Source organism: Alloscardovia sp. HMSC034E08 (genome assembly GCF_001813415.1).
Lineage (GTDB): Bacteria > Actinomycetota > Actinomycetes > Actinomycetales > Bifidobacteriaceae > Alloscardovia > Alloscardovia omnicolens.
Genome location: NZ_KV812468.1, coordinates 368,826 through 392,001, shown reverse-complemented (window position 1 = coordinate 392,001; position 23,176 = coordinate 368,826). Strand labels below are relative to the sequence as shown.

The 23,176-nt window shown below is 46.1% G+C and carries 19 protein-coding genes; 3 read left to right on the top strand and 16 right to left on the bottom strand.

Translation table 11 applies throughout. The features are described from left to right. Nucleotides 1–29: 29 nt before the first annotated feature. The 10 genes from HMPREF2909_RS03230 to prfB all read right to left on the bottom strand — a co-directional run bounded on the left by HMPREF2909_RS03230 (nucleotide 30) and on the right by prfB (nucleotide 11,076). Complete coding sequence (locus HMPREF2909_RS03230) at nucleotides 30–884, bottom strand: ADP-dependent NAD(P)H-hydrate dehydratase (RefSeq protein WP_071415203.1); 855 nt, start codon at nucleotides 882–884, stop codon at nucleotides 30–32. Nucleotides 885–887: 3 nt separating this feature from the next. Then, complete coding sequence (glmS, locus tag HMPREF2909_RS03225) at nucleotides 888–2,774, bottom strand: glutamine--fructose-6-phosphate transaminase (isomerizing) (RefSeq protein ID WP_049186966.1); 1,887 nt, start codon at nucleotides 2,772–2,774, stop codon at nucleotides 888–890. A 126-nt stretch (nucleotides 2,775–2,900) separates the two neighbouring features. Further along, nucleotides 2,901–3,686 carry an amino acid ABC transporter ATP-binding protein gene (locus HMPREF2909_RS03220; RefSeq protein WP_071415202.1) on the bottom strand — a complete coding sequence of 262 codons (786 nt, stop codon included), beginning with the start codon at nucleotides 3,684–3,686 and terminating at the stop codon, nucleotides 2,901–2,903. Next, entirely contained in the window at nucleotides 3,679–4,614 is a 936-nt protein-coding gene (locus tag HMPREF2909_RS03215) for an amino acid ABC transporter permease (RefSeq protein WP_022856970.1), read from the bottom strand. The genes HMPREF2909_RS03220 and HMPREF2909_RS03215 overlap by 8 nt, the downstream gene beginning before the upstream one ends. A 36-nt stretch (nucleotides 4,615–4,650) precedes the next feature. Continuing rightward, nucleotides 4,651–5,574, bottom strand: a complete 924-nt coding sequence (locus HMPREF2909_RS03210; protein ID WP_084797230.1) for an ABC transporter substrate-binding protein — start codon at nucleotides 5,572–5,574, stop codon at nucleotides 4,651–4,653. A 135-nt stretch (nucleotides 5,575–5,709) separates the two neighbouring features. Continuing rightward, the gene (gene smpB / locus HMPREF2909_RS03205; protein ID WP_071415201.1) at nucleotides 5,710–6,195 is read right to left on the bottom strand and encodes an SsrA-binding protein SmpB; all 486 of its coding nucleotides are present in this window, start codon (nucleotides 6,193–6,195) and stop codon (nucleotides 5,710–5,712) included. 147 nt (nucleotides 6,196–6,342) lie between these two features. Continuing rightward, the gene (locus tag HMPREF2909_RS03200; protein WP_084797229.1) at nucleotides 6,343–7,746 is read right to left on the bottom strand and encodes a CHAP domain-containing protein; all 1,404 of its coding nucleotides are present in this window, start codon (nucleotides 7,744–7,746) and stop codon (nucleotides 6,343–6,345) included. Nucleotides 7,747–7,816: 70 nt separating this feature from the next. Further along, nucleotides 7,817–8,740, bottom strand: a complete 924-nt coding sequence (gene ftsX, locus HMPREF2909_RS03195) for a permease-like cell division protein FtsX (RefSeq protein ID WP_071415200.1) — start codon at nucleotides 8,738–8,740, stop codon at nucleotides 7,817–7,819. Between the two features lie 2 nt (nucleotides 8,741–8,742). After that, nucleotides 8,743–9,876 (bottom strand): cell division ATP-binding protein FtsE, encoded by a 1,134-nt coding sequence (gene ftsE, locus HMPREF2909_RS03190; protein ID WP_021617866.1) that lies wholly within the window; start codon nucleotides 9,874–9,876, stop codon nucleotides 8,743–8,745. 72 nt (nucleotides 9,877–9,948) lie between these two features. After that, nucleotides 9,949–11,076 carry a peptide chain release factor 2 gene (gene prfB, locus HMPREF2909_RS03185; RefSeq protein WP_071415199.1) on the bottom strand — a complete coding sequence of 376 codons (1,128 nt, stop codon included), beginning with the start codon at nucleotides 11,074–11,076 and terminating at the stop codon, nucleotides 9,949–9,951. A gap of 259 nt (nucleotides 11,077–11,335) precedes the next feature. Between prfB and dapD the strand changes: the two genes are divergently transcribed. Next, complete coding sequence (gene dapD / locus HMPREF2909_RS03180; protein WP_239657539.1) at nucleotides 11,336–12,376, top strand: 2,3,4,5-tetrahydropyridine-2,6-dicarboxylate N-succinyltransferase; 1,041 nt, start codon at nucleotides 11,336–11,338, stop codon at nucleotides 12,374–12,376. A gap of 45 nt (nucleotides 12,377–12,421) precedes the next feature. Here the strand turns inward: dapD and map are convergent, their stop codons facing one another. Then, a complete protein-coding gene (map, locus tag HMPREF2909_RS03175; RefSeq protein WP_071415198.1) occupies nucleotides 12,422–13,198 on the bottom strand; it encodes a type I methionyl aminopeptidase in 777 nt (258 codons plus the stop codon). 40 nt (nucleotides 13,199–13,238) lie between these two features. Further along, on the bottom strand, nucleotides 13,239–13,814 hold the full coding sequence (locus HMPREF2909_RS03170) for a manganese efflux pump MntP (RefSeq protein WP_071415197.1): 576 nt from the start codon (nucleotides 13,812–13,814) through the stop codon (nucleotides 13,239–13,241). Between the two features lie 202 nt (nucleotides 13,815–14,016). On the opposite strand from HMPREF2909_RS03170, the gene HMPREF2909_RS03165 reads away from it, so the two are divergent. Further along, nucleotides 14,017–16,137 carry a M13 family metallopeptidase gene (locus HMPREF2909_RS03165; RefSeq protein WP_022856962.1) on the top strand — a complete coding sequence of 707 codons (2,121 nt, stop codon included), beginning with the start codon at nucleotides 14,017–14,019 and terminating at the stop codon, nucleotides 16,135–16,137. Nucleotides 16,138–16,196: 59 nt separating this feature from the next. On the opposite strand, the gene HMPREF2909_RS03160 is transcribed toward HMPREF2909_RS03165, so the two are convergent. The 4 genes from HMPREF2909_RS03160 to orn form a co-directional block, all read right to left on the bottom strand. After that, nucleotides 16,197–16,691: a single-stranded DNA-binding protein gene (locus HMPREF2909_RS03160; protein ID WP_084797228.1), complete on the bottom strand. Its 495-nt coding sequence runs from the start codon at nucleotides 16,689–16,691 to the stop codon at nucleotides 16,197–16,199. Nucleotides 16,692–16,912: 221 nt separating this feature from the next. Next, nucleotides 16,913–18,706, bottom strand: coding sequence for a proline--tRNA ligase (locus HMPREF2909_RS03155; protein ID WP_071415195.1), 1,794 nt, complete (start codon nucleotides 18,704–18,706; stop codon nucleotides 16,913–16,915). Between the two features lie 97 nt (nucleotides 18,707–18,803). Beyond that, nucleotides 18,804–20,222, bottom strand: a complete 1,419-nt coding sequence (locus HMPREF2909_RS03150) for an ATP-dependent DNA helicase (RefSeq protein WP_071415194.1) — start codon at nucleotides 20,220–20,222, stop codon at nucleotides 18,804–18,806. Nucleotides 20,223–20,297: 75 nt separating this feature from the next. Continuing rightward, nucleotides 20,298–20,996, bottom strand: coding sequence for an oligoribonuclease (orn, locus tag HMPREF2909_RS03145; RefSeq protein ID WP_071415193.1), 699 nt, complete (start codon nucleotides 20,994–20,996; stop codon nucleotides 20,298–20,300). Nucleotides 20,997–21,431: 435 nt separating this feature from the next. Between orn and HMPREF2909_RS03140 the strand changes: the two genes are divergently transcribed. Next, nucleotides 21,432–23,153: a glycoside hydrolase family 13 protein gene (locus HMPREF2909_RS03140; protein ID WP_071415192.1), complete on the top strand. Its 1,722-nt coding sequence runs from the start codon at nucleotides 21,432–21,434 to the stop codon at nucleotides 23,151–23,153. Nucleotides 23,154–23,176 lie beyond the last annotated feature (23 nt).

Here is a 23,176-nt window from a genome sequence, read left to right as displayed (position 1 = left end):
TCGATGATTGCGATGACGGCGGCGAGACACTAAGCAGCACTCCCCTTCAGTTGCGCTATAGACTGCGGAATGAGTTTTGTCATATCAAGCAGATTAAGAGCATGTTCTCCCTGACCAGAAGCAACGTGTGCTGCTACCGAGTGCACGCGCACTGCTGCAGCAGCTATGCGCACAAGATTATATTGTTGTGCTCTCAGTTCTTGAGCATGTTGAGCAATTACACCGCCCATAAGTCCTGCTAATACATCTCCTGTGCCAGCAGTAGCCAACCAATGCGTAGCAGGAGGACATACGAATGTTTCACAGCCATCGGATACCACAGTCTGAGCGCCTTTTAAAACCATTGTGCAGCCCAGTAATCGCGCTAAGCTCTGTGCTGTATCTTCAGGATCATCAGCACATTCCTGCGCAGAACGTGCGTGCCCCAAGGCAGAAAAAACTCGGGCAGCTTCACCAGTGTGAGGGGTAAGAACGCAGTGAGCACGTTGCTCATCGCTCAGATCCATCGTGGTAAAACCTTCTAAAGCTCCTGCATCAATAACAGCATATTGAGCATCGAGATTGCGGATTATCTCGTCAATAAGCGGGTTACTTCGCGCATCCGCATAACCGCTTCCCAGCACCCAGCAATCTACATGGTTGTGAGAAGAAGCAGAAAACACTACTTCGGGATGCAAACCAAGTAATGCCTGCACAACTGTGCTTGGACCACTATAGCGCACGTATCCAGCGCCGCACGAGGCAGCCGCGCTTACAGACAAAACACCTGCTCCAGGATACTCTTCACTGCCCGTAACTAAGCCCACTACTCCCCGTGTATATTTGGAGTCTTGAGCGGACGGAGGGGTAAAAAGTCCGTGCAGGTGTTCGTCTGTGTACAGCATTATCTACTCGACGGTTACAGACTTGGCGAGATTACGTGGCTTATCAACATCAAAACCTTTCAGCTGAGCCATATCCATAGCAAATAATTGCAGCGGAATAACATCAACTAGAGGGCTCATGAGTGTTGGACACTGCGGACGCCAGAAGACCACATCAGCATAATCGCGTACGTTGTCGTCGCCTTCTTCTGCAACGGCGATAGTATAAGCTCCACGAGCACGCACTTCTTCAATGGCAGAAATAACCTTGGAATGCAAAATATTACGACCACGTGCTGGTGGCACAATAACCACAACAGGTTCGCCAGAATCTACTAAAGCAATAGGACCGTGCTTGAGTTCCCCAGCTGCAAAACCTTCAGTAAATGTGTATGCGATTTCTTTGAGCTTTAATGCTCCTTCCAAAGCCACTGGGTATCCCACATGGCGTCCTAAGAAGAGGAAGGAATGCGCATCCAACATTTTTTCTGCAGCTTGCTTAATAGTGTCTGACTGCGTATCGATAACTCGTTGAATCTTATCTGGCATAGCGCGCAGTTCTTCAATAACATCGCGGATTTCGTCACGATACATAGTGCCCTTAGCTTGAGCTAAATACAGGCCAATCAAATAAGCGGCAGTAATCTGCGCAACGAAAGCTTTGGTCGATGCCACAGCAATTTCTGGCCCTGCATGCGTGTAGAGCACAGCATCGGATTCACGAGGAATAGTCGAGCCTTGTGTATTGCAAATAGCCAGTACTCGTGAGCCTTGTTCACGAGCGTGGCGCACAGCCATCAAAGTATCCATCGTTTCGCCCGACTGAGATACAGCCACAACCAACGTACGTGGAGTAAGAATAGGATCACGATACCTAAATTCGTGTGCTAATTCCACTTCAACTGGAATTCGCACCCAATGTTCAATAGCGTATTTTGCCACTAATCCCGCGTAAGAAGCGGTACCGCATGCCACCACAATAATCTTGTCAATAGAGCGGAACACATCTTCATCAATATGCACCTCGTCGAGATTTAAATCTCCGTTGAGGTTAAAGCGTCCGAGCAGAGTATCTGCTACAGCATGAGGTTCTTCATGGATTTCCTTATTCATAAAGGAATCCCAACCGCCTTTATCTGCGGCAGACGCATCCCAATCAACAGTAAATGGACGAAGTTCAACATCGTTGCCATAAAAATCGGTTACTGTAACGCTATCAGGAGTAATCTGTACGGCTTCATCTTGACCAAGTTCTAAAGCGTTCTTCGTATATGCAACGAAAGCAGCTACATCAGAACCGAGGAAGTTTTCTCCCTCACCCAAGCCCACAACTAATGGCGAATCATGACGAGCACCCACAACCGTATGTGCTTGGCGATTATCTACTGCCAAAATAGTAAAAGTTCCTTCAAGCTGACGTGCTACGCGACGCACAGCTTCGAAAATATCTGGTGTACCTGTTTCGGCAATAATATCGTTTGCAGTTTTCCCAATCAGTTTCGCAGCTACTTCTGTATCTGTATCAGATTCAAAAGTATAGCCTTCATCGAGCAGTTGCTGCTTAAAAGCTGGAGCATTCTCAATAATACCGTTGTGAATAATAGCCACTTCCCCATCCTGACTCAGATGAGGATGTGCATTCGTATCGCTTGGAGCACCGTTGGTTGCCCATCGCGTATGACCAATACCAGCCGTTGCATCAGGCAGAGGATTATTGTGAACGCTAGTTACTAAATTATCGAGGCGTCCTTCCCTCTTTCTAAAAGCAATAGTATCTAAGTCAGGAGAGCTTAAAGCCACGCCCGCGGAGTCGTATCCTCGATACTCCAAACGTGCCAAGCCTTGCAAACATACTTCTAATGGCTTACCGCAAGCGGTACCACCGCCTGCATATCCAACAATTCCACACATAACACTTCATTATATAGGATGGGTGCACGTTATGCCCAGAGCCCTTGTACGAAGAGCGCCACTATGAATATGTGCATGAGCTCACGAGCCCATGCACACACAAGAAGGTTTACATCCCCAGTTGTTTTACAGTACTGCCTGTAGGAATTCTTGGAAACGATCAGTTTGTGGATGATCGATAATATCGGAACTACCTGATTCTACAACCACGCCACCGTCCATAAACACAATTTGATCGGCAACTTCTTTAGCAAAACCGATTTCGTGAGTTACCACCACCATAGTCATCCCCTCATCGGCAAGGGTGCGCATGACGTTAAGAACTTCACCCACCAGTTCAGGGTCGAGAGCAGAGGTTGGCTCATCGAAAAGCATAATATCGGGATGCATAGCAATTGCACGAGCAATAGCCACGCGCTGCTGCTGACCACCAGAAAGCTGAGATGGGTAATGGTTCACACGATCAGACATGCCCACTAGATTCAAGAATTCACGTGCTTCCTTCTCTGCTTGGGCACGCTTCATACCTGCAACATGGATAGGAGCTTCCATCACATTTTCTAGAACCGTCATGTGCGGGAAAAGATTGAAACGCTGGAATACCATGCCAATGCGTGAGCGTTGGCGAGCAATTTCTTTATCCGACAAGGTCTGTAAAACAGTGCTACCGCCTGCTGTTACTTCCTTATATCCAATCATTTCGCCGTCTACATCTATGCGACCGCCGGTAATAGTTTCCAGCTGATTAATCATGCGCAAAAGAGTTGATTTACCAGAACCAGATGGACCTAAAATAACGGTTACTGTGCTCGGCGCAACCTCGAGGTTCACTCCTTTGAGCACATGGAGGTCGCTATATTCTTTGTGCACATCGCGAATAACGATTTGTGCTTGAGTATTCGTTTTAGGCATTGAGACCTCCCCAGAAAGCTTCGTTCTGCTTCTTCACATCGTATTGCGTTTCACCGCTTGTTTTACCTGGTTTTTGTGCACTCTTCGCGCGACCTACAGGCTGCTCGTCGAAACCCTTACCAAAGTACTTTTCTAAATAAGATTGACCCACCATAAGTACGGATGTAATAACCAAATACCACAGAGAAGCTACTAAAAGCAGAGGAATTGGTTCATAAATGCGGTTAGCAATATTATTCGACATATATTGCAAATCCATGGTGAATGGAACTGCCAGAACAAGAGATGTGGTTTTAAGCAAACCAATTGCCTCATTACCAGTTGGAGGAACAATAATACGCATTGCTTGAGGCAAAATAATACGACGCATAATCAAAGAGTGGCTCATACCCAATGCTTGAGCAGCTTCAGCCTGTCCGCGGTCAACTGCTTCTAAACCAGCGCGCACAATCTCTGCCAAATATGCGGCTTCATTAAGCGCCAAACCTAAAATAGCTGCTTTACCTGCAGTAATAATATCCTGAGTATCCCACGTGTATACTCCCACAGAAATCTTAGGAATAAGAACAGAAATCAAACCCCAAAATGTCAGCTGCGTATACACTGGCGTTCCACGGAAGAACCAAATAAAGAACCAGCTGACCCAACGCAACACAACATTGGTGCTCTGTCGCATAATTGCAAGAGTAACAGCAAGCACAATCGCTATTGCCATAGATACAACCGTGAGAATAAGAGTCCAACTTACACCCGTAAGAATATGTTCATTAAACAGATATTTCCACACAGTTGGCCAAGCAAAATTCTCATTAGTAATAACGCCATGTGCCAGAAAAATAGCCAGCAGCGCTACAATAATGCCCGCCACAATAGGACCGGGTTTGCGCACTGGACGTGCATGAATACGATTTGGAATATTATTTGCCATTATCTTGTCTCTCTCGTCCCTTACAACCGATAAATTTTAATCAACCTTCGGGTTAATCACAGCTTTATCAATAGCTCCATCTTCTACACCCCATGCTTTCAAAATACGCATGTAAACGCCTGAATCAATCAGTTCTTGTAAAGCACCTTGAATAGCATGAGCTGTTTTATCATCACTCTTCTTAACCACAATGCCCTGAGGCGCAATATCGTACGGCTTGCCCAACAGTTCGAGCTTACCCTTAGTTTGCTTCACAGCATATGCAGATACAGGAGTATCGGAATACATCACATCACTGCGTCCTGTAATCAGTGCAGTTGTAGCCTGAGTCTGCTGTTCATACACTTGCAAAGCTATGGCTGGCTTTCCTGCTTTCACACAGGCAACCGAAGAATCCTCTAAAGCTGTTTCTTCAGCAGTACCCACCTGCACAGAAGCGCGCACACCGCATAAATTATCTGAATCAATATTCTTCGGATTACCTGCACGCACAGCGTAACTCATACCAGCTAAATAATGTTGCACAAAAGTCACAGCTTTTTCGCGCTCAGCAGTAATAGTAAAGCCGGAAATACCCACATCAAATTTCGAACCAACAGAAGGAATAATCGTAGCAAAAGCTGAGTCCACAACTTTTACTTTCAGCCCCAAAACCTTCGCTACGGCTTTAATAATATCAATATCAAAACCAATAACTGTTTCGTTATCTTCTCCCGTAAACTCTGCAGGAGCCCACGTAGCGTTACTACCCACAGTAAGCACGCCATCATGAGAGACTTCAGGAGAGACCATCGCGGCTAATTGTTTATTTTCGTGCACATCGCTCAAATCAATATTGGCTTGCTGAGCGTCCAAGCCATCGCTTGTACCGCACGCCATCAGCGAGGTGCAGGCTGCCAGCGCTACCACTGTAGCCATAACAGCGCGACCTGCACGCTTCAATCCGCTAGAAAGCACCATAAATCTCCCTATTCTCATTCTCTTCTCACAGCGTGTGAAGGTTATACCAGCTGACCGTTTACCAGCTAATCGTTTGCCAACCGAAGGTTTACGCATGCGTGTGAGCATCTTCAAGCGTATGAACGCACTACCGTTCTACCGCAAATTATGTTCACGCATGGCACGCAATGCTTCACGCTTATCTTGCGCCTCTTTGAGAGCTTGACGCTTATCGTATTCGCGTTTACCCTTCGCCAAGGCAATTTCTACTTTGGCTCGCCCATTCTTAAAATATAAGCTTAATGGAACTATCGTATAGCCTTTGGCTTGCAAAGCACGAGCGAATTTCTCTATTTGAACCGCATGTAAAAGCAGTTTACGCTTACGCTTAGGCATGTGATTATTCCACGTTCCGTTTAAATACTCAGGAATATTTGCGCCCTCAAGCCACATTTCATTATACTTATCGATGCTCACGAAAGACTCAGTTAAGCTTGCTCGTCCTTCACGCAAACTTTTTACCTCTGTACCGGTAAGAACAATACCTGCTTCTTCTGTATCTTCAATTGTGTAATCATGGCGAGCGTGACGGTTTTGCGCCACTACACCGTTGCGCGGATCTTTCGCTTTTTTCGCTGCCATATAGTGTCCTTTTTCTAAGTTTTATTTCTGATTTTATTGTATTACTGTCCGTTTTTGCTGCTGTTTAGTCTACACGTAAAACGCGCCACCTGAATAGGTGACGCGTTTTTGCAGTGCGTTCAAGGCTGATAACAGCAGCTTTACCTTTTAATAATGCACGTACTGGTAAGCATTCACATTACCCAAGGTACGTGTTACAGAACGACCCTGATATACAGCACCTGATTCAGAGATAAGGATTGTTCCGTTAGCATTAACACGTTCTACAACAGCAACGTGACCATATGTGCGGTCTGCACCTGCTTGACCTGGCTGGAAGACAACTGCTGCACCAACATGTGGAGTGTTATTCACCACATATCCAAGACGGCGACCAGTATTAGCCCAATCTCGACCGTTACCCATATATGATCCAACAGGCAGACCTAAAGCAGTACGACGATTATAGGCATACCACGTACACTGGCTCCATGGATATGCACCACCCAAAACAGCGGTACGCCCTGTTGGATGACCGTAGCAGCTTGTTGCTGTTGGACCACAGTTACCAGGAACTGAGTAATCTCCAGCAGAAGTTGCAGCATAGGTTGGTGCTGGAGCTTGTGCAGCAGAGTTGTTACGTGATGCTGTGTATTGCGAAGTTGCAGCATTTCGTCGTGCTGCCGCTGCTTGAGCCGCAGCCTGAGCAGCAAGTTGACGATTATATTCGGCTACTTGAGCTTGGGCTTGAACAATAGCAGCCGCTTCTTGAGCAGCTTGAGTCTGCAGACTGGACTGCTGAGAAGATAGCTGCTTTGATTTTTCCTCTACCTGAGATTGCAAGTCATTTAATGAGTTGACCTTGGCTTGGGCAGCTGTTGATGCTTGAGCAGCGGCCGCAGATTCGCTGTCTGCTTGATTCTTCAAATCACTAATGCGTTGCTCAATAGCCACAAGACGGTCAGCACGATTCTTACCCGTATTTAATTCAGTTGCAGAATCAGATGCTGTTTTTGCTTCTACACGACCGACAGCAGCATCCGACTGCATGGATTGAATAAAGTCAGATGTAGATTTTGAGCCAGTAACAACGCTCATCGTTTTCGATGCGTTAGAACTATGGAAACTTTGACGTGCTAGAGCAGCCACGTTTTCCTTAGCTGTTTCATTACTTGCCTGCGTATTTTGCAACTGATTTTCGAGCATAGTTTTATCGTTCTGTGCTGCGCTTAGACGCTCGCTGGCTTCCTGTGCGCGCTGAGCTGCTGCCTGCGCTGCATCTTGAGCCTGCGATGCTGCATCCTGAGCTGCAGGTATTTGATTATTCACTAAATCATCTAAATCAGTGATGAGACGGGCTAGTTGATTATTAACACCAGCTAACTGAGCCTTCAGCTGTGCTTGTGCCTGCTGATGTTGAGCTAAAGTCTGATACGGTGTAACCGCATACGCATCAGTAAGAGGAGATACGTACCACGATACGATACTTCCTGAGACCAGTGAAAGAGCGACGGTTCCTGCTGCCACAGCTGCTTTAAGCTTGGCACGCATATTTTTCGTTGGTGCTTTCATATTGTCCTTCAATCTTCTCGGTTTAACCACTTATATACACGCTAATACACGAATACTGGACGGTCAAGAATTATGCGTGTAGATACTTTCGTAACGAAATTGAGGAAGCGATAACAGACAGCACAACAGATCCCAGAAGAATCCACGGCGCAATCCATAAGACGCTCGTCATATTAATAAAAGTCATCCATGTAATCTGTTGTGCAAGCCAATCAGTAACGAAAATCTTTACAACAGCCATCAATGATCCGATAGCGAGAAGAGAGCCGAGAACCGAGGCTAAAACGCCTTCCAAAATAAATGGCATACGGATTGCCCAATTGGAAGCACCTACATAACGCATAATCTCTGTCTCTTTACGCCTGCTGGCTGCGCTCATACGAATAGTTGTGCCCGTGAGCAAAACTGCCACAATAATCATAACGCCTGCCAAAACACTTGCTACTACTGTTCCGCGATTCAGCACAGCAAAAACAGGTTCGAAGATTTCTCGCTGATCTTCAACCTGTTCCACTCCCCTAGTTCCGCTCAGCATTTCAGAAACAAGCTGATATTTATTAGCATCTTTGAGCTTCAAACGTAAAGAAGCTTGCATATCTGCAGCAGTAAGTGTTCGCCCCTCATATACCCCGCCAGGATACTGCTTCACAAAAGTATTCTTAAAGAAGTCTTCTTTAGACACATAACGGATAGAAGAAACAACTCCCGACAGTTCTGTTTGAATTTTGGCTTCAATATCAGAAACTTCACCGTCAGTTAGTGCTGTTCCTGAAGCACAGTTAGCGGATGTGCTCTTACCATCTGGGCATAGCCACACCACAACTTCTACCTGATCGTACCAATCGCCTTTAGCCTTTTGAACCTGCGTCTGCATGAGAGCGGCAGAACCAATAAAAAGGAAAGAAATAAAGGTTACCAGCATAACGGAGATAATCATGGCTCCGTTACGCTTAAAATTCGTCCATGTTTGAGACAAAATAAAACGCGAACGCATGATTATTCACCATCCTTTGACTGTTCAGTATTGTTGTTGAGTGTATTTTTGGCGTCTTCCATCAGGAATGCTGGAGGCGCTGGAGGAACTGCAGATTCTTGCGTAGGCTCTTGCGTGACCTCGTTACGTTGCTCGTTCTGAGGAGGTGCCGGAACGGAGTTCTCTTGTTTGAGTCCTCCGCCCCAGGTGAGTGTTTCTTCTGCTGAGGCAAAAGCCTCTCCGAAACGACCGCGGCGACCAGCATGAACACTGCGCGCTAAGCGTGCAATACCATCAGATTCTTCAGAATTATTAGATGTGCCATGAAGAGCATCCATATCGACGACTTCTTCTTCATAATTATCGCTTATCGTTGTTTCTGGAAGAGCAGCAGTCAGCGAATCAATAGCCTCTTCAGTTTGCTTTAAATGAGTTTTCTGCGCTACTTCTTCATCAGGGAAATACAAAGCAGAATCATACATACCGTTTTCTTCGTCACGAACAATGCGACCGTTATGCAACTCAATAACACGCTTACGCATGGAGTTTACAATTTCTTCGTTATGCGTAGCCATAACAATCGTTGTGCCGGTGCGGTTAATGGCTTCAAGCACTTCCATAATGCCCACAGATGTTGTAGGATCAAGATTTCCTGTTGGCTCATCTGCCAGAATAATAGCTGGATGATTAGCGTAGGCTCGTGCAATAGCCACACGTTGAGCTTCACCACCAGACAGTTCGTGAGGCATACGGTTTTCTTTACCTGTTAAACCAACAGCTTCCAAAACCTGGGGAACAATAGATTTAATAGTAGAGCGCTTCGTGCCAATCACTTCTAAAGCAAAAGCAACGTTCTCCCACACTGTTTTATTTTCCAATAGCTTATAATCCTGAAAAACAAAACCTATGCCACGACGATAATGCGGCACGCGACGATGAGAAATACGACGCAAATCATTACCCGCCACACGAATTTCGCCCTCGCTAATTTCTTCTTCGCGTAGCAAGAGGCTCAATAAAGTTGATTTACCAGCACCACTAGCGCCTACAAGGAAGACAAAATCTCCTCGATCAATATGCACATTCACATCTTCCAAGGCTGGACGTGATGCATGCTCATAGACTTTGCTCACATTCACTAAATCAATCAGTGCCATGGTCTTCCCTTCTTGTACTTGCTCAGTTTAGTTTTGCTCTACTTAGTTTTGCTCGCTGTAACCTTGCTTGGCTCATTCTTGCTCAGCAAGCGCTTCACGACGCTGCTGATGGCGCCAACGAATTCCTGCATCAACAAAAGCGTTCAAATCGCCATCAAATACACCTTGAGTATCTGAGGTTTCATAGCCAGTGCGCAAATCTTTTACCATCTGATAAGGGTGGAGCACATAGGAACGCATCTGGTCTCCCCAACTAGCTTTAATATCGCCAGCTAGTTCCTTACGTGTTTTTGCTTCTTCCTCATGCTTCATAACTAGCAGACGCGACTGCAAAATGCTCATAGCAGCAGCACGATTTTGAATCTGACTGCGCTCGTCTTGCATGGTAATAACAATACCGGTGGGAATGTGGGTTAATCGCACAGCAGAGTACGTGGTATTTACACCTTGACCGCCAGGACCAGACGACATATACGTATCGATGCGAATATCTGCATCTGGCACATCGATATGGTCTGTTTCTTCTACCAAAGGAATAACTTCTACAGCAGCAAAGCTCGTTTGACGACGCGACTGGTTATCAAAAGGAGAAATACGTACAAGACGATGCGTTCCACCTTCAACGGAAAGCTTTCCATAAGCATAATCGCCTTCAATCTGCATTGTTGCTGACTTAATACCAGCCTCTTCTGCATATGAAGTATCTAAAATCTTGACTTTATAGCCATTACGTTCAGCGTAACGCGCATACATGCGCAACAACATGTGTGCCCAATCGGCAGCATCAACGCCGCCAGCACCAGAACGAATAGTTACCACAGCTGTGCGGTCATCGTAATCGCCATCTAGCAAGGTTTGAATTTCGATTTCTTCGAGTTCTTTTGTAGTGGCAACGAGTTCGGCGCTTGCTTCGCTCATGCTGTCTTCATCGTCTTCTTCAGACCCCAACTCGTAGAGGGTTGCAATATCATCCAAACGTTGAGCCACCGCGTTTAATTTGCGTAATTGCGCCTGGCTTGCCGATAACTTTGCCGTCACTTTCTGCGCGTGTTCAGGATTATCCCATAAGTTTGGCTCACTGGCTTCGCGCTCTAAATCCTTAATCTGTGTACGCAAAGCATCGAGATTTACTGCCCCAGCAATAGTCTCGTATTTCGCGCGTGCTACTTCTAGATCTTGAGAAAAGTCATAATCTACCACGTTTATTTAGCCTACGCTTTTGGGAGGTCTAGTTCAGCTGTTTTGCTCATGCCTTAACAACCTAGGCACATTTACGGGGGTGTTGAGTGGATGACATGGTGGCTTCTGAGATGTTTTCTGGGATGTTTTTTCTGAGATAGATAACGCGCACTGTATACAGTTTTTAGCCTATTTACTCTATTCATAGCGCGCTGCGATTATAGTAAGCGATAGTAAGCAGAAGTAAACAAAAGAGTTCGTCGCCAGAAAGTGAGACAACATGACAGAAGAAATGACTCAAACACAGATTTCAACACAGTCTTCATCCCAGCGTGTGGCATACGGTTGGGGTTTAGCTTCGATTGATGAAGCAGGCGATACCTTGGATGTGTGGTATCCGTCTTTGACACTTGGTACGGCAGATTCTGTTCCTTCTGAAGGCTCACGCGGTGCGCACGGTTTTGGCAATGCCGCTTACGATTCTGCTGATGCACGCGGGGTGCGTCGTGTGCCTGTGTTTACTGTGTCGTATCTTGATGAGCCGATTGTGGATGCAGCTGACGCCTATGCCCGACTGCACTTGTTGTCAATGCGTTTGGCGATTCCAAACTCCGTGAATCTTGATGGGATTTTTGGCGCACTCAACAATGTTGTGTGGACGAATTATGGCCCGTTTGCGGTGGAGAATTTTGCTGTGCGCAAGTTGGATGTGCTTGCTGATGCGCGTGCGCATGGTCATATTGCTGCTGATGTGAACGTGTTATCCATCGATAAATTCCCGCGCATGGTGGATTATGTGGTGCCAACAGGAGTGCGTATTGGTAATGCTGACCGTATCCGTTTAGGCGCTCATTTGGCTGAGGGCACAACAGTTATGCATGAAGGCTTCGTGAATTTTAACGCTGGTACGCTCGGCACATCCATGGTTGAAGGACGCATTTCTCAAGGTGTTGTTGTGGGCGATGGCTCCGATATTGGTGGCGGCGCTTCCATTATGGGGACGCTCAGCGGTGGCGGTAAGCATCGTGTATCTATCGGTCGCCACTCTTTGCTCGGCGCAAATGCTGGTATTGGTATTTCTTTGGGCGATAACTGTGTTGTTGAGGCTGGATTATATGTAACAGCTGGCACTAAGATTAGCGTATACGATAAAGAACGTTTGGCTGCAGGAATGAGCTTAGAAGTAGTTAAAGGCGCTGATTTAAGCGGTAAAGATAATATTTTGTTTATCCGCAACTCGGTAACTGGTGCGATTGAAGCTCGTTCACGCGCTCAAGGCAAGCTGGGTATTGAGCTCAACTCCGCTTTACATAAAAATTAATGATTGATGAATAGAGGCTGTGCATGAATGCACAGCCTCTATTTTTTACTCGTCGCGAGCTGTTAAGATAATCGGGTCTCCATCAGTAATTGCAATAGTATGCTCGGTATGAGCGCCACGTGAACCGTCAACAGAACGCAGCGTCCACCCGTCATTCTCATCCTGATAAATCTCATCTGTGGTAGCTAAGAACCATGGCTCAATAGCAATAACCAAACCTGGACGTAAACGGTAACCGTGGTGTGCGCGACCGTTATTTGGCACGTGTGGATCTCCATGCATAATATGTCCCACGCCATGGCCGCCGAATTCTAAGTTCACGTCATAACCGTAGCTAGCAGCAACGTCACCAATAGCAGCAGAAATATCCCCCAAACGGTTGCCCGAGCGAGCCTGTTCAATACCTGCAGCCAAAGCTTCTTCAGTGCTTCTAATCAAGCGCAAATCTTCTGGATTAGCATCTCCTACTACAAAACTAATAGCGGAATCTCCTACCCAACCATCAACGTTAATTGCTAAATCAAGGCTGAGCAAATCGCCGTTCTTCAAGTTATAATCATAAGGAATACCATGAAGCACAGCATCATTAACTGACGTGCAAATATAGTGCGCAAATGGTCCAGTTCCAAAATCTGGAGCATAATCAACGTAGCAGGATGTTGCTCCCGCGCGGTTTTCAATAGCATTCTTAACGAAGTTGTCAATCTCCAGCAGATTTGTGCCTACTGTCGTCATTTTCTTCAAATCAGACAGAATCTGTCCCACAAACTTTCCTGCCGAGCGCATCTGCTGAATTTCTTGAGGAGTTTTCAGTTCAATCATGCTTTTAGAATACGCCCACACCCAAACAGTAGAAAAGTTATTACAGAAGTGCCTTCACTCCTAGTAAGATAAGCACCAATCCTCCGCCTACTTCAGCGCGACGCTGCCATTTTTGTCCAGCAACATCGCCCAAGCGAAGTCCTAGGCTTACAGCAAGAGCTGTTACTATGCCGAGCATAAGCACGCTTACACCGTACGGCAAACTTCCCGATAACCCTACACTCGAACCAACTGCACTAGCATCGATACTGCACGCAAAAGCGAGCGGCGCTAAGGTTTTCCATTGCAGTGTAGGAATCGATTCCATACACTCATCTTCTTGAGACGTTGCAAAAGCCGAACGGATCATAATAGCGCCAACAATAACAAGCAAAGTAAAAGATACCCATGCTCCCACGCCATTCATGACACGAGCTAAGGAATCTCCCAAAAGAAAGCCTAAAGAATACACAACGGCATGTAATCCAGCAAACCAAGCAATCGCAGTGCGGTAATGCTGAGGCATCAAAGCACCATGCATGCGTGCACCAATTGACATGCTTACCGAGAGCGCGTCAACGCTCAACGTACCAGCCAGAAGCACAGCTCCTATAAGAGTAGTTGCCGTACTGAGCATGTGCGCCTTCTTTCTGCACGGTTGGTTTTGTGCTGATGTTAAGAATCTACAAGCTCTTTTTGCGAATAACAGCTTTTTAGGCGTATTCGTTATAGTTTCGAGGGGTCGAACTTATGTGGTTCTTTTGTTTTCTCTCAGGTGAGTTTTCGAACATTTTCAGTTTCCTCAGCTGTTGTGCGTTACCCTTATAGGTATGACTTTTATGAACCGTTCTACTATTTTCGCGCTTTCACGCGCGCGCTCCGTCCGCTCTGCTGATTCAGTCAGCTCAGGTATTGATGTAGAGTCTTTATCGTCTACCGTTCCTGCTCAGGCTGATTTTTTCCGTCACGTTAATGGCACATGGATTGACTCGTACGAACTGCCTGCAGATAAGGCTCGCTACGGCTCTTTCGATAAGCTTGCTGATGATGCTGAAGAGCAGATTCATGAGATTTTGGAAGAAGCTCACCCAAGCAGCCCTAAGTCTGTGGCTCTGTACCGTTCCTTTATGGATACGGAGACTATTGAGCGTGCGGGTATTAATCCTATTCGCGAGGATTTGAATCGTATTGATGAAGTTACCACAAAAATTGGTTTAACTCAGGTCTTGGGTGCTATGGATGCAGCTGGCGGACCTTCTTTATTCTCCCAAGCTGTGTTTGCAGACCCTGGAAATCCTACGCATCATACCGTTCATATTTTCCAGTCTGGTTTAGGTTTGCCTGATGAGGCATATTATCGTGAAGATAACCACAAGCCAGTGGTAGAAAAATATACTGCTATGGTTGCACAGCTTCTTCTCTTAGCAGGCTATGTGAAGGATGAGAAGCAAGGTTTGCGTTCTGCACGTAAGTTTGTGGATATTGAGCGCTCTATTGCCTCTCATCATTGGGATGTTGTTGCTTCTCGCGATAGCGATAAAACGTATAATCCGCGTACTTTTGATGAGTTTGCTGCTGCATTAAATAGTTTCAACTTGGAAGCATGGGTGGATGCATGGCAGGAATCATATAACAATTCTGAGGCTTCCCATGCACAGCCTTTGTCATTACGTTCTGCACTATCTCATGTTATTGTGTATCAGCCAAGCTTTATTGATGGTATTGATCAGTTCTGGTCGGATGCCGATGTTGATGACGTGAAGCTCTGGGCACGAGTTCATGTGCTTATTCATTGGGCAAGCTATTTACCATCTGATTTTGAAAATGCAAAGTTTGATTTCTATGGCAAGGTTTTGCGTGGAACAACAGTACAGCGTGACCGTTGGCGTCGAGCTGTAGCTCTGGTAGATGGCGTGTCTGGAGAAGAAATTGCTCAGGAATATGTGAAGCGTCACTTCCCTGCTTCTTCGAAGGCACGCATGAGCGAGCTAGTAGATAATCTTATTCATGCATATGAGGTCTCTATTAAGTCGAGCGCATGGTTGGGTAAAGATACGCAGGAGAAGGCCTTAGATAAACTATCTAAGTTCACACCAATGATTGGATACCCAGATAAATGGCGTGACTATTCCGCTTTGGATATTCGTGAAGAATACAGCCTTATTCACAATTTACGCAATGCAAGCTTGTACGAAACAGCTTATCAGTTAGCTAAAGCAGGTCAGCTGGTCGATAAGCGCGAATGGCTTATGACTCCACAAACTGTGAATGCGTATTATGAGCCAACAACGAATGTGATTGTATTCCCTGCTGCTATTTTGCAGCCTCCTTTCTTCCACGCTGATGCCGATGATGCTGCTAACTACGGTGGCATTGGAGCAGTTATTGGCCACGAGATTGGTCATGGTTTCGACGACCAAGGCAGTAAGTATGACGGCGATGGAAATCTGAAAGACTGGTGGACACAAACAGACCGCGAAAAGTTCGACAAGCTGACGCATTCTTTAATTGACCAGTACGATCAGTTCACCCCTCAAGATGTGGCAGACAAGTATACTGCTCAAGGTAAGGCTGACCAGATGCCACACGTCAAAGGTGCCTTTACTATTGGGGAAAATATTGGTGATTTAGGTGGTGTAAATATTTCCTTAAAGGCTTATGCCTTGTCTCTTGGCGCTCAGAATGATTCCGATGAAGAGTTAACGCGCGCACTAGATTCAGCTCCTGTTATTGATGGCTTCACTGGTGTGCAGCGCTTCTTCCTCTCGTATGCATCGATTTGGCGTAGCGTTATTCGTGTGGAGATGGCAGAGCAATACCTGCAGATTGATCCACATTCTCCTGCTGAATTCCGTGTGAACGGTATTGTGCGCAACGTTGATCGTTTCTACGATGCTTTCGATGTGCATGAAGGAGATGCCATGTATTTGGCTCCTGACCAGCGCGTACATATCTGGTAAGCGATATACATGCATTATGCCCCCTGTTTCTTGCCTCGAAGGAGGCAAGAAACAGGGTTTTATATATTCACGGGAGCATCGACGATATCGTGTGCACTCGATTCATTCTCAGAAACTGCTGCCTGAGATGACGAGTTTTGAGAAGGACCAGAAGGCGCAGACTGCGTTTGTTGTGGAGTATTTTTTAAGCTTTCATCTTTTTTAAACATGCCATCGCCAAAACTGAGATTATGCCCAATACTGGTGGCTTCTATAGTGGGAATAGTATGACGTACTCCATCTTTCTCCCATGAATCTATACTCAAAGCACCCACAATAATAACGGGATCTCCTACACTTAATGATTTCATAGCATGGGTGGCGAGATTTCTGAAAGACTTGACCTGTACCCATGTGGTTTCTGCAGATTTCCATTGATTTTCTTTCGTGCTGAAATAGCGACGTGTAGAGCCAACGCGGAAGTTACACACTGGTGTATTAGAATTCGTTGTCCATGTTTTTGGCTCGGTTCCCACATAACCAGTAAGCACTATCTGAGCTGAGTTAGTCATCATATCTCCTTCGATACCTTTTCTCTCAAGCTTTCTACTTGAGACTGTAGCTCTACTATGCCAAGATTAGAACCAAAAATCATCTTGTCACGTATATGTGAACCAATGTGAATAACTCGCCTCAGCTTGACAAATCATATAAGCCACACATAAGTAATCACAAAAGCAAAAGAGACCGCACTTTCAATGCGATCTCTTTAACTATCTAAAAGTGTAGCCACATATTATAGAGCGTTCACAGCCTCAATAATTGCCTGCGCAGCCTCTTCAATCGACACAACCTTGGTATCTGAACCATCACGGAAACGAATTTCAATAGTTCCGTTATTTACGGTATCGCGACCGCTTACTGCAATCAGCGGCATACCCAAAAGTTCGGAATCCTTAAACTTAATACCTGGAGATACCTTAGCGCGGTCATCAAAAATAACTTCAATACCTGCAGAAGCTAACTGCTCAACGAGCTGTTCTGCCGTATCAAAAGCCATCTGATCGCGACCTGTAGCAATAACATGCACCTGAGCAGGAGCTACTTCTACTGGCCACTTCAAACCGTTCTCATCGTTGAAGAATTCAGCAATGCAGCTCATCGCACGAGACACACCAATGCCATAGCAGCCCATCCATACAGGCACAGCTTTACCGTTCTCGTTCAAAACAGTCAGATCCAGAGCCTTCGAGTATTTCAAACCGAGCTGGAACACCTGACCAATTTCTACGCCGCGCTCCAAGCTGAGCGGACCTGAACCATCAGGGCTCATATCTCCAGTGCGTACTTCTACAGCCTCAACGAAACCGTCAGCCTCGAAATCGCGTCCATACACAGCGTGGAAAACGTGTGTATCAGCTGCATCTGCACCAGTAATCCATTCGGAACCTCGAGCAATATGAGCATCGAGCAGATACTTAATGCGTGAATGACTTTCTTCATCGGTATTCTGTGGTCCGAGCACGCCTGGCCCAATATATCCCTTAACGAGCTCTGGGAAAGCAGCCAAATCTTCTGGTGTTGCTTCTTCAATCTCAGCTGGGGTGAAGCTAGCTTCCAAACGCTTCATATCTACCTGACGATCCCCTGGCACGCCAATAGCTACGACCTCACGCTCACCTGTTGGATGCTTCACAGCAATCATCAGGTTCTTTAACGTGTCTTCCGCTTGCCACGAACGACCATCGCTACGAGGATGCAAAGCATTAGATTGATCCACCAAAGTTTCAATAGTTGGTGAATCTGGTGTTTCCAAAGCCACCATAGCTTCAGTAGATCTAAAATCAACATCCTGTGGCTTCACTGTAGTAAGCGCTTCCACATTCCATGCTGCGCCAGAAGGAGCCAAAGCGAATGTATCTTCGCCAATAGGCATAGGCGACAAGAATTCCTCAGAAGCAGAGCCACCCATCGGGCCGGAGGTTGCATGAACCATCACATAAGGCACGTGTAGTCGCTGGAAAATACGCTCATAAGCATCGCGCTGAATCAGGTAGTTCTTCTTCAAATCCTCTTCGGTCATGTCGAAGGAATATGCATCTTGCATCACAAATTCGCGTCCACGAATCATGCCTGCACGAGGACGGAATTCATCGCGATACTTGGACTTAATCTGATACAAAGTAACAGGCAAATCCTTGTAGGAGGAATACATATCCTTGACCATCAAGGTGAACATTTCCTCAGCAGTAGGCACGAGCAAATAGTCTGCATCATGACGATCTTTTACACGGAAGAGGTTATCTCCATACTCTTCCCAACGGTTCGTCGCAGTGTATGGATCTTTTGGCAAAAGCACAGGAAATTCAACTTCCTGAGCGCCAGTTTTCGCTAATTCCTCGCGAATAACGTTTTCAATTTTACGCAGAACTTTTAAGCCAAGAGGAAGCCACGAGTATAAGCCTGGTCCTACTTTGCGAATATATCCTGCCCGGATAAGCAACTTTGCTGAATTAACATCTGCGTCCGCTGGATCGTCGCGCAATGTGCGCAAAAACATCTGGGACATACGTAATACTTCTGAGCTCATAAAACCCAAGATTATAGGCGCTACCCGACTTTACAAGTTACGTTTAGAACCACGTGAAGAGACCGACTATAGGAAGGACTAATATAGGAGCAGCTGCTTAGAACAGTGCTCCTTGATTGAACTCATCTTCAGCCTCGTTCAACGCAACTGGACGTTGAGATTGGAGAACTGCCTGTTGCCCTTCTTTCTCCAGTAAAGCGCTTGCTGTTTCAGACTCAAAGCGCAACTGTGCATCTAAAAATACTGCTTGTTGAGACACGAGGAAGGCGCGTTCAGTCAAACCTTGCACGAACAAGCCTTCTAATCCTTGTACTCGCGACATAGCTACATATCCCATCCCGGGAGCAAATGTGCGATGCAAATCCATAACAGAGCGATCTAAAGTCATTCCTTGTGATTTATGAATAGTAATAGCCCACGCGCAGCGCAAAGGAACTTGAGAAACTACGGCAAGAACAGTGTCCGCATCAGTAATTTCCCAATCTGCTGGCTTCATTGTAACCACATGACCGTTTTCAAATTCCACGATGGGCCATCCGCCTTTAGATTCAGAAGCAAAAGATTTTACGATGCCCAGAGAGCCATTCACATATTGTTTATCGCTGTCATTGCGCAGAGCCATAACTGTAGCTCCCTCTTTAAGAACAAGAGTTTCTGGAGCAAGCATATTTTTCTTTAGACGGTCAACCAGTTGCTTAGGTCCCGATGATGTTGCTACGAACGCATGTGCATCGCCACGCAATAAAGCCAAACGAGTGTCATTGAGCGAATCTGCTTGTTTATTTGAGGGGAACAGATGCGTAATAAGATCGTTCTCATCAAAAGAAGCAGACATGCGCGAAGCGATTGTATTGTAATCGTTTTGATCAACCGAACCGTCACGTATAGAGCTGAGAACGCTGAGAAGTTGACCGTCATCTTGACGATGCTGTTCTGTGAGATAACAGATAACAGGATGAAGCGCATCCCATGCAAAAGATTCGGTAATAAAACCGTTCATATCTTTGCCATGCGATGCGTATTTGTCTTGCATGATCACAGCTTCTGGCGACAGTCCCAGAAGATCGGCATTTCGCGATGCCACAGACACAGGAGGTAATTGGAAGAAGTCGCCAGAGACCACAACTTGCATGCCACCGAAAGGTAAATCATTTTTGCGAGCGCGCCTGCAGATTTCATCTACGAGGTCGAAAAGCCATGCATGAATCATAGATACTTCATCAATAATGAGAATATCGGTGTTCGCAATAGTTTTCTTGCGTCTGGTGAGAATACGTTTCGTTACACTTTCTGTGAGATACGTATTTACGCCTAAGCCGCTGTATGAATGGATAGTTTGCCCGTTAATATGCGTGGACGCGATACCTGTAGAGGCTGTAACTGCTACTGTTTTACCTTCTGTACGCGCTCGCTTAATAAATTGATTAAGAATATAGGTTTTACCTGCTCCCGGTGCACCTGTTAGATATGCAGATGCACCAGAGTTGAGAATCTGTAGAGCTTGACTTTGTAGCATAGTAAGGTCCTCTTCTCAGGCAGATTATGGGCGTAACTATCCGTGAGTTTTACACAGCTGCATACGCTCAGCGTTTTAATAATCAGCTTTTTCTGGCGTATCTTCGCTTGTTAAAGCGTTTCCGTTCTTTTCGTACTCACGCAGCAAACTAGTTTCTTCTACATGCTCAGCACCTGCTTGAGCTTCTTGAGCGCTTGGCTGAGCTTGGACGAACATCATATCTCGGTAATAACGCAGTTCATCAATAGATTCAATAATATCTGCCAAAGCGCGGTGTCCGCCATGCTTAGCAGGCTTATTTTCGTACACAGCTGGATACCAGCGGCGGCTCAGCTCTTTAAGAGTGCTCACGTCAATAATGCGGTAGTGCAGATTGCTCATGAGTTCAGGCATGTATTTGTCGAGGAATTTTTTATCGGAATGAATGGAATTTCCTGCTAAATGAGCTTTTCCATTACCATCGGTTGGCAAAAAACGCTGTACGTATTCAATAATCTGCTGCTGCGCATCAGCTAGGCTTAAACCGTTATTCCACTCGTTGATTAAGCCGGAGGATGTGTGCATATTGCGCACAAAATCATTCATATGATCCACCGCTGCTTGACTTGGCTTAATTACTAAATCAATGCCTTCGTCGAGAACACGTAAATTAAAGTCAGTAGGGACCACGGATACTTCGCATAGCTCATCGTTATTAATATCTAAACCGGTCATCTCGCAATCAATCCAAATGAGTCGAGATTCTTCCGCACTCGAAGCCGTTTCCTGCGCCATATTTATCTCCCCTCAACGCACATGCGCTTGTCTTCTGTTGCACTTTAGTACGCTGTACGCATTGATTCTATCGTGATTCTATATCGCTTCTATTGTTGCACGCACGGCAAACCTTGGCGCTATCTTTATGCAGTATCTTTATAGCGCTTTATTCTGCGCACAGATTCTCGATGAATTTCTCGCTAAATTTTTGCTCTGTTTTTCCAGTTACTGCAAAATATCCACAGCAACACAGTTTACCTAATTTTTGCAAACGATATCATCAAGTATTTCCATGCCATACAGCACTTTTACATGCGACTCGCCGAAGATGGCAAACGCTTTCATATTATATGCAAAATCATATATACTTTCTCTCGGAAACAAAATGGAAAACGGTTACATTAGTAAGGGTTATATGCAAACCTTACCAACCAAAACTTAAAGGAGAGTTTTATGGCAGAAATTCAGCGCTCCACTGACGCTTTATGGTGGCAGAACGCAGTGGTGTATCAGATTTATCCTCGCTCCTTCGCCGATAGCACAGGCTCAGGTTTAGGCGATATTCCAGGCATTACCGCGCATATGGATTATCTCGACAAGTTGGGCGTAGATGCTATTTGGCTCTCGCCTTTCTACCCATCCGCTTTGGCCGACGGCGGTTACGATGTGGACGATTACCGCAATGTAGATCCTCGTTTGGGAACGATGGATGATTTTGACGCCATGGTTGAAGCAGCTCATGCTGTGGGTATTAAAGTTGTGGTCGATATTGTTCCTAACCACAGTTCCAACCGTCACGAGTATTTCAAAGCTGCTTTGGCAGCCGGTAAGGGCTCTCCAGAGCGCGACCGCTACATTTTCCGCGATGGTCGTGGAGAAAACGGCGAACTACCTCCATACGATTGGGAATCCATTTTTGGCGGCTCTGCATGGACGCGCGTTGAAGACGGTCAGTGGTATCTGCACATGTTCGCTCCTGAGCAGCCAGACTGGAACTGGGATAATCCTGATGTTCATGAAGAGTTCATTAAAACCTTGCGTTTCTGGTCCGATCATGGCACGGACGGCTTCCGCGTAGACGTGGCTCACGCTTTGAAGAAGGATATGAATTCCCCAGAGATTGTCGAGGTCTCCCCTCGCGATGGAGCTAACCGCATTGACGGCTCTCACCCCCTCTTCGACCGCAATGAGGTGCACGAAGTTTACGCTGAATGGCGTAAAGTGTTCAACGAATACGATCCTCCTCGTTTTGCTGTTGCTGAAGGTTGGGTGCGTCCTGAACGTCAGTATTTGTATGCCAGCAAAGATGATTTGGGACAGATTTTCAACTTCTCTTTCGCAACCAAGCTTTGGGCGCGCAATAACTTCCATGAAGCCATTGAAGCAGGCATTGAAACTGCTGAACGTTCTGGTTCGAGCGCAACGTGGGTTTTGAGCAATCACGATATTATTCGTCACGCAACACGTTTCGCTTTGCCTCAAATTCCTGCTACTGACCAGCATCAGATTGCTGTTGATTGGGTTTTGCGTGACGGTAAGAGCTATACCGAGAACCGCGAGCTAGGTACGAAACGCGCTCGAGCTGCTCTGCTTTTGGAAATGGCTTTGCCAGGTTCCGCTTATATTTATCAGGGTGAAGAGCTCGGACTGTTTGAAGTTGCCGATATTCCTTGGGATCAGTTGGAAGATCCGAGTGCTTTCACAAGCCAAAATAATGGCGTATTAAAGGGTCGTGACGGTTGCCGCGTTCCACTTCCATGGGTGTCTGCTGATGCGGATGGTTCCTTCGGCTTCTCTCCTGCTGATGCTTCTGAAAAGCCACATCTTCCTCAGCCAGCATGGTTCGCTGATTTCTCTGCCGATGTTGAAGCAGATGATGCTGATTCTATGCTCAGTTTCTACCGTGCTGCTTTGAAGTTGCGTCACGAATTCCAAACTAATGATTTGAGTTTGGAATGGCTTGAACAGGATAAGGAAAGCGGTTTGACAGATGGTGCTGACGGCAATCCTGGCGGCATTATTGCCTATAAGCGCGCCAATGGCTGGGCTAATCTGACGAACTTCTCCGCTACCCCTGCCGAACTTCCTGCCGGTGAAGTTGTGCTCGCTTCTGGCGAACTCACCGCTGACGGCAAGTTACCACAAGACACCTCGGTGTGGATTAAGCTAGACTAGTTGAGAATAAGTATTCTTCACTA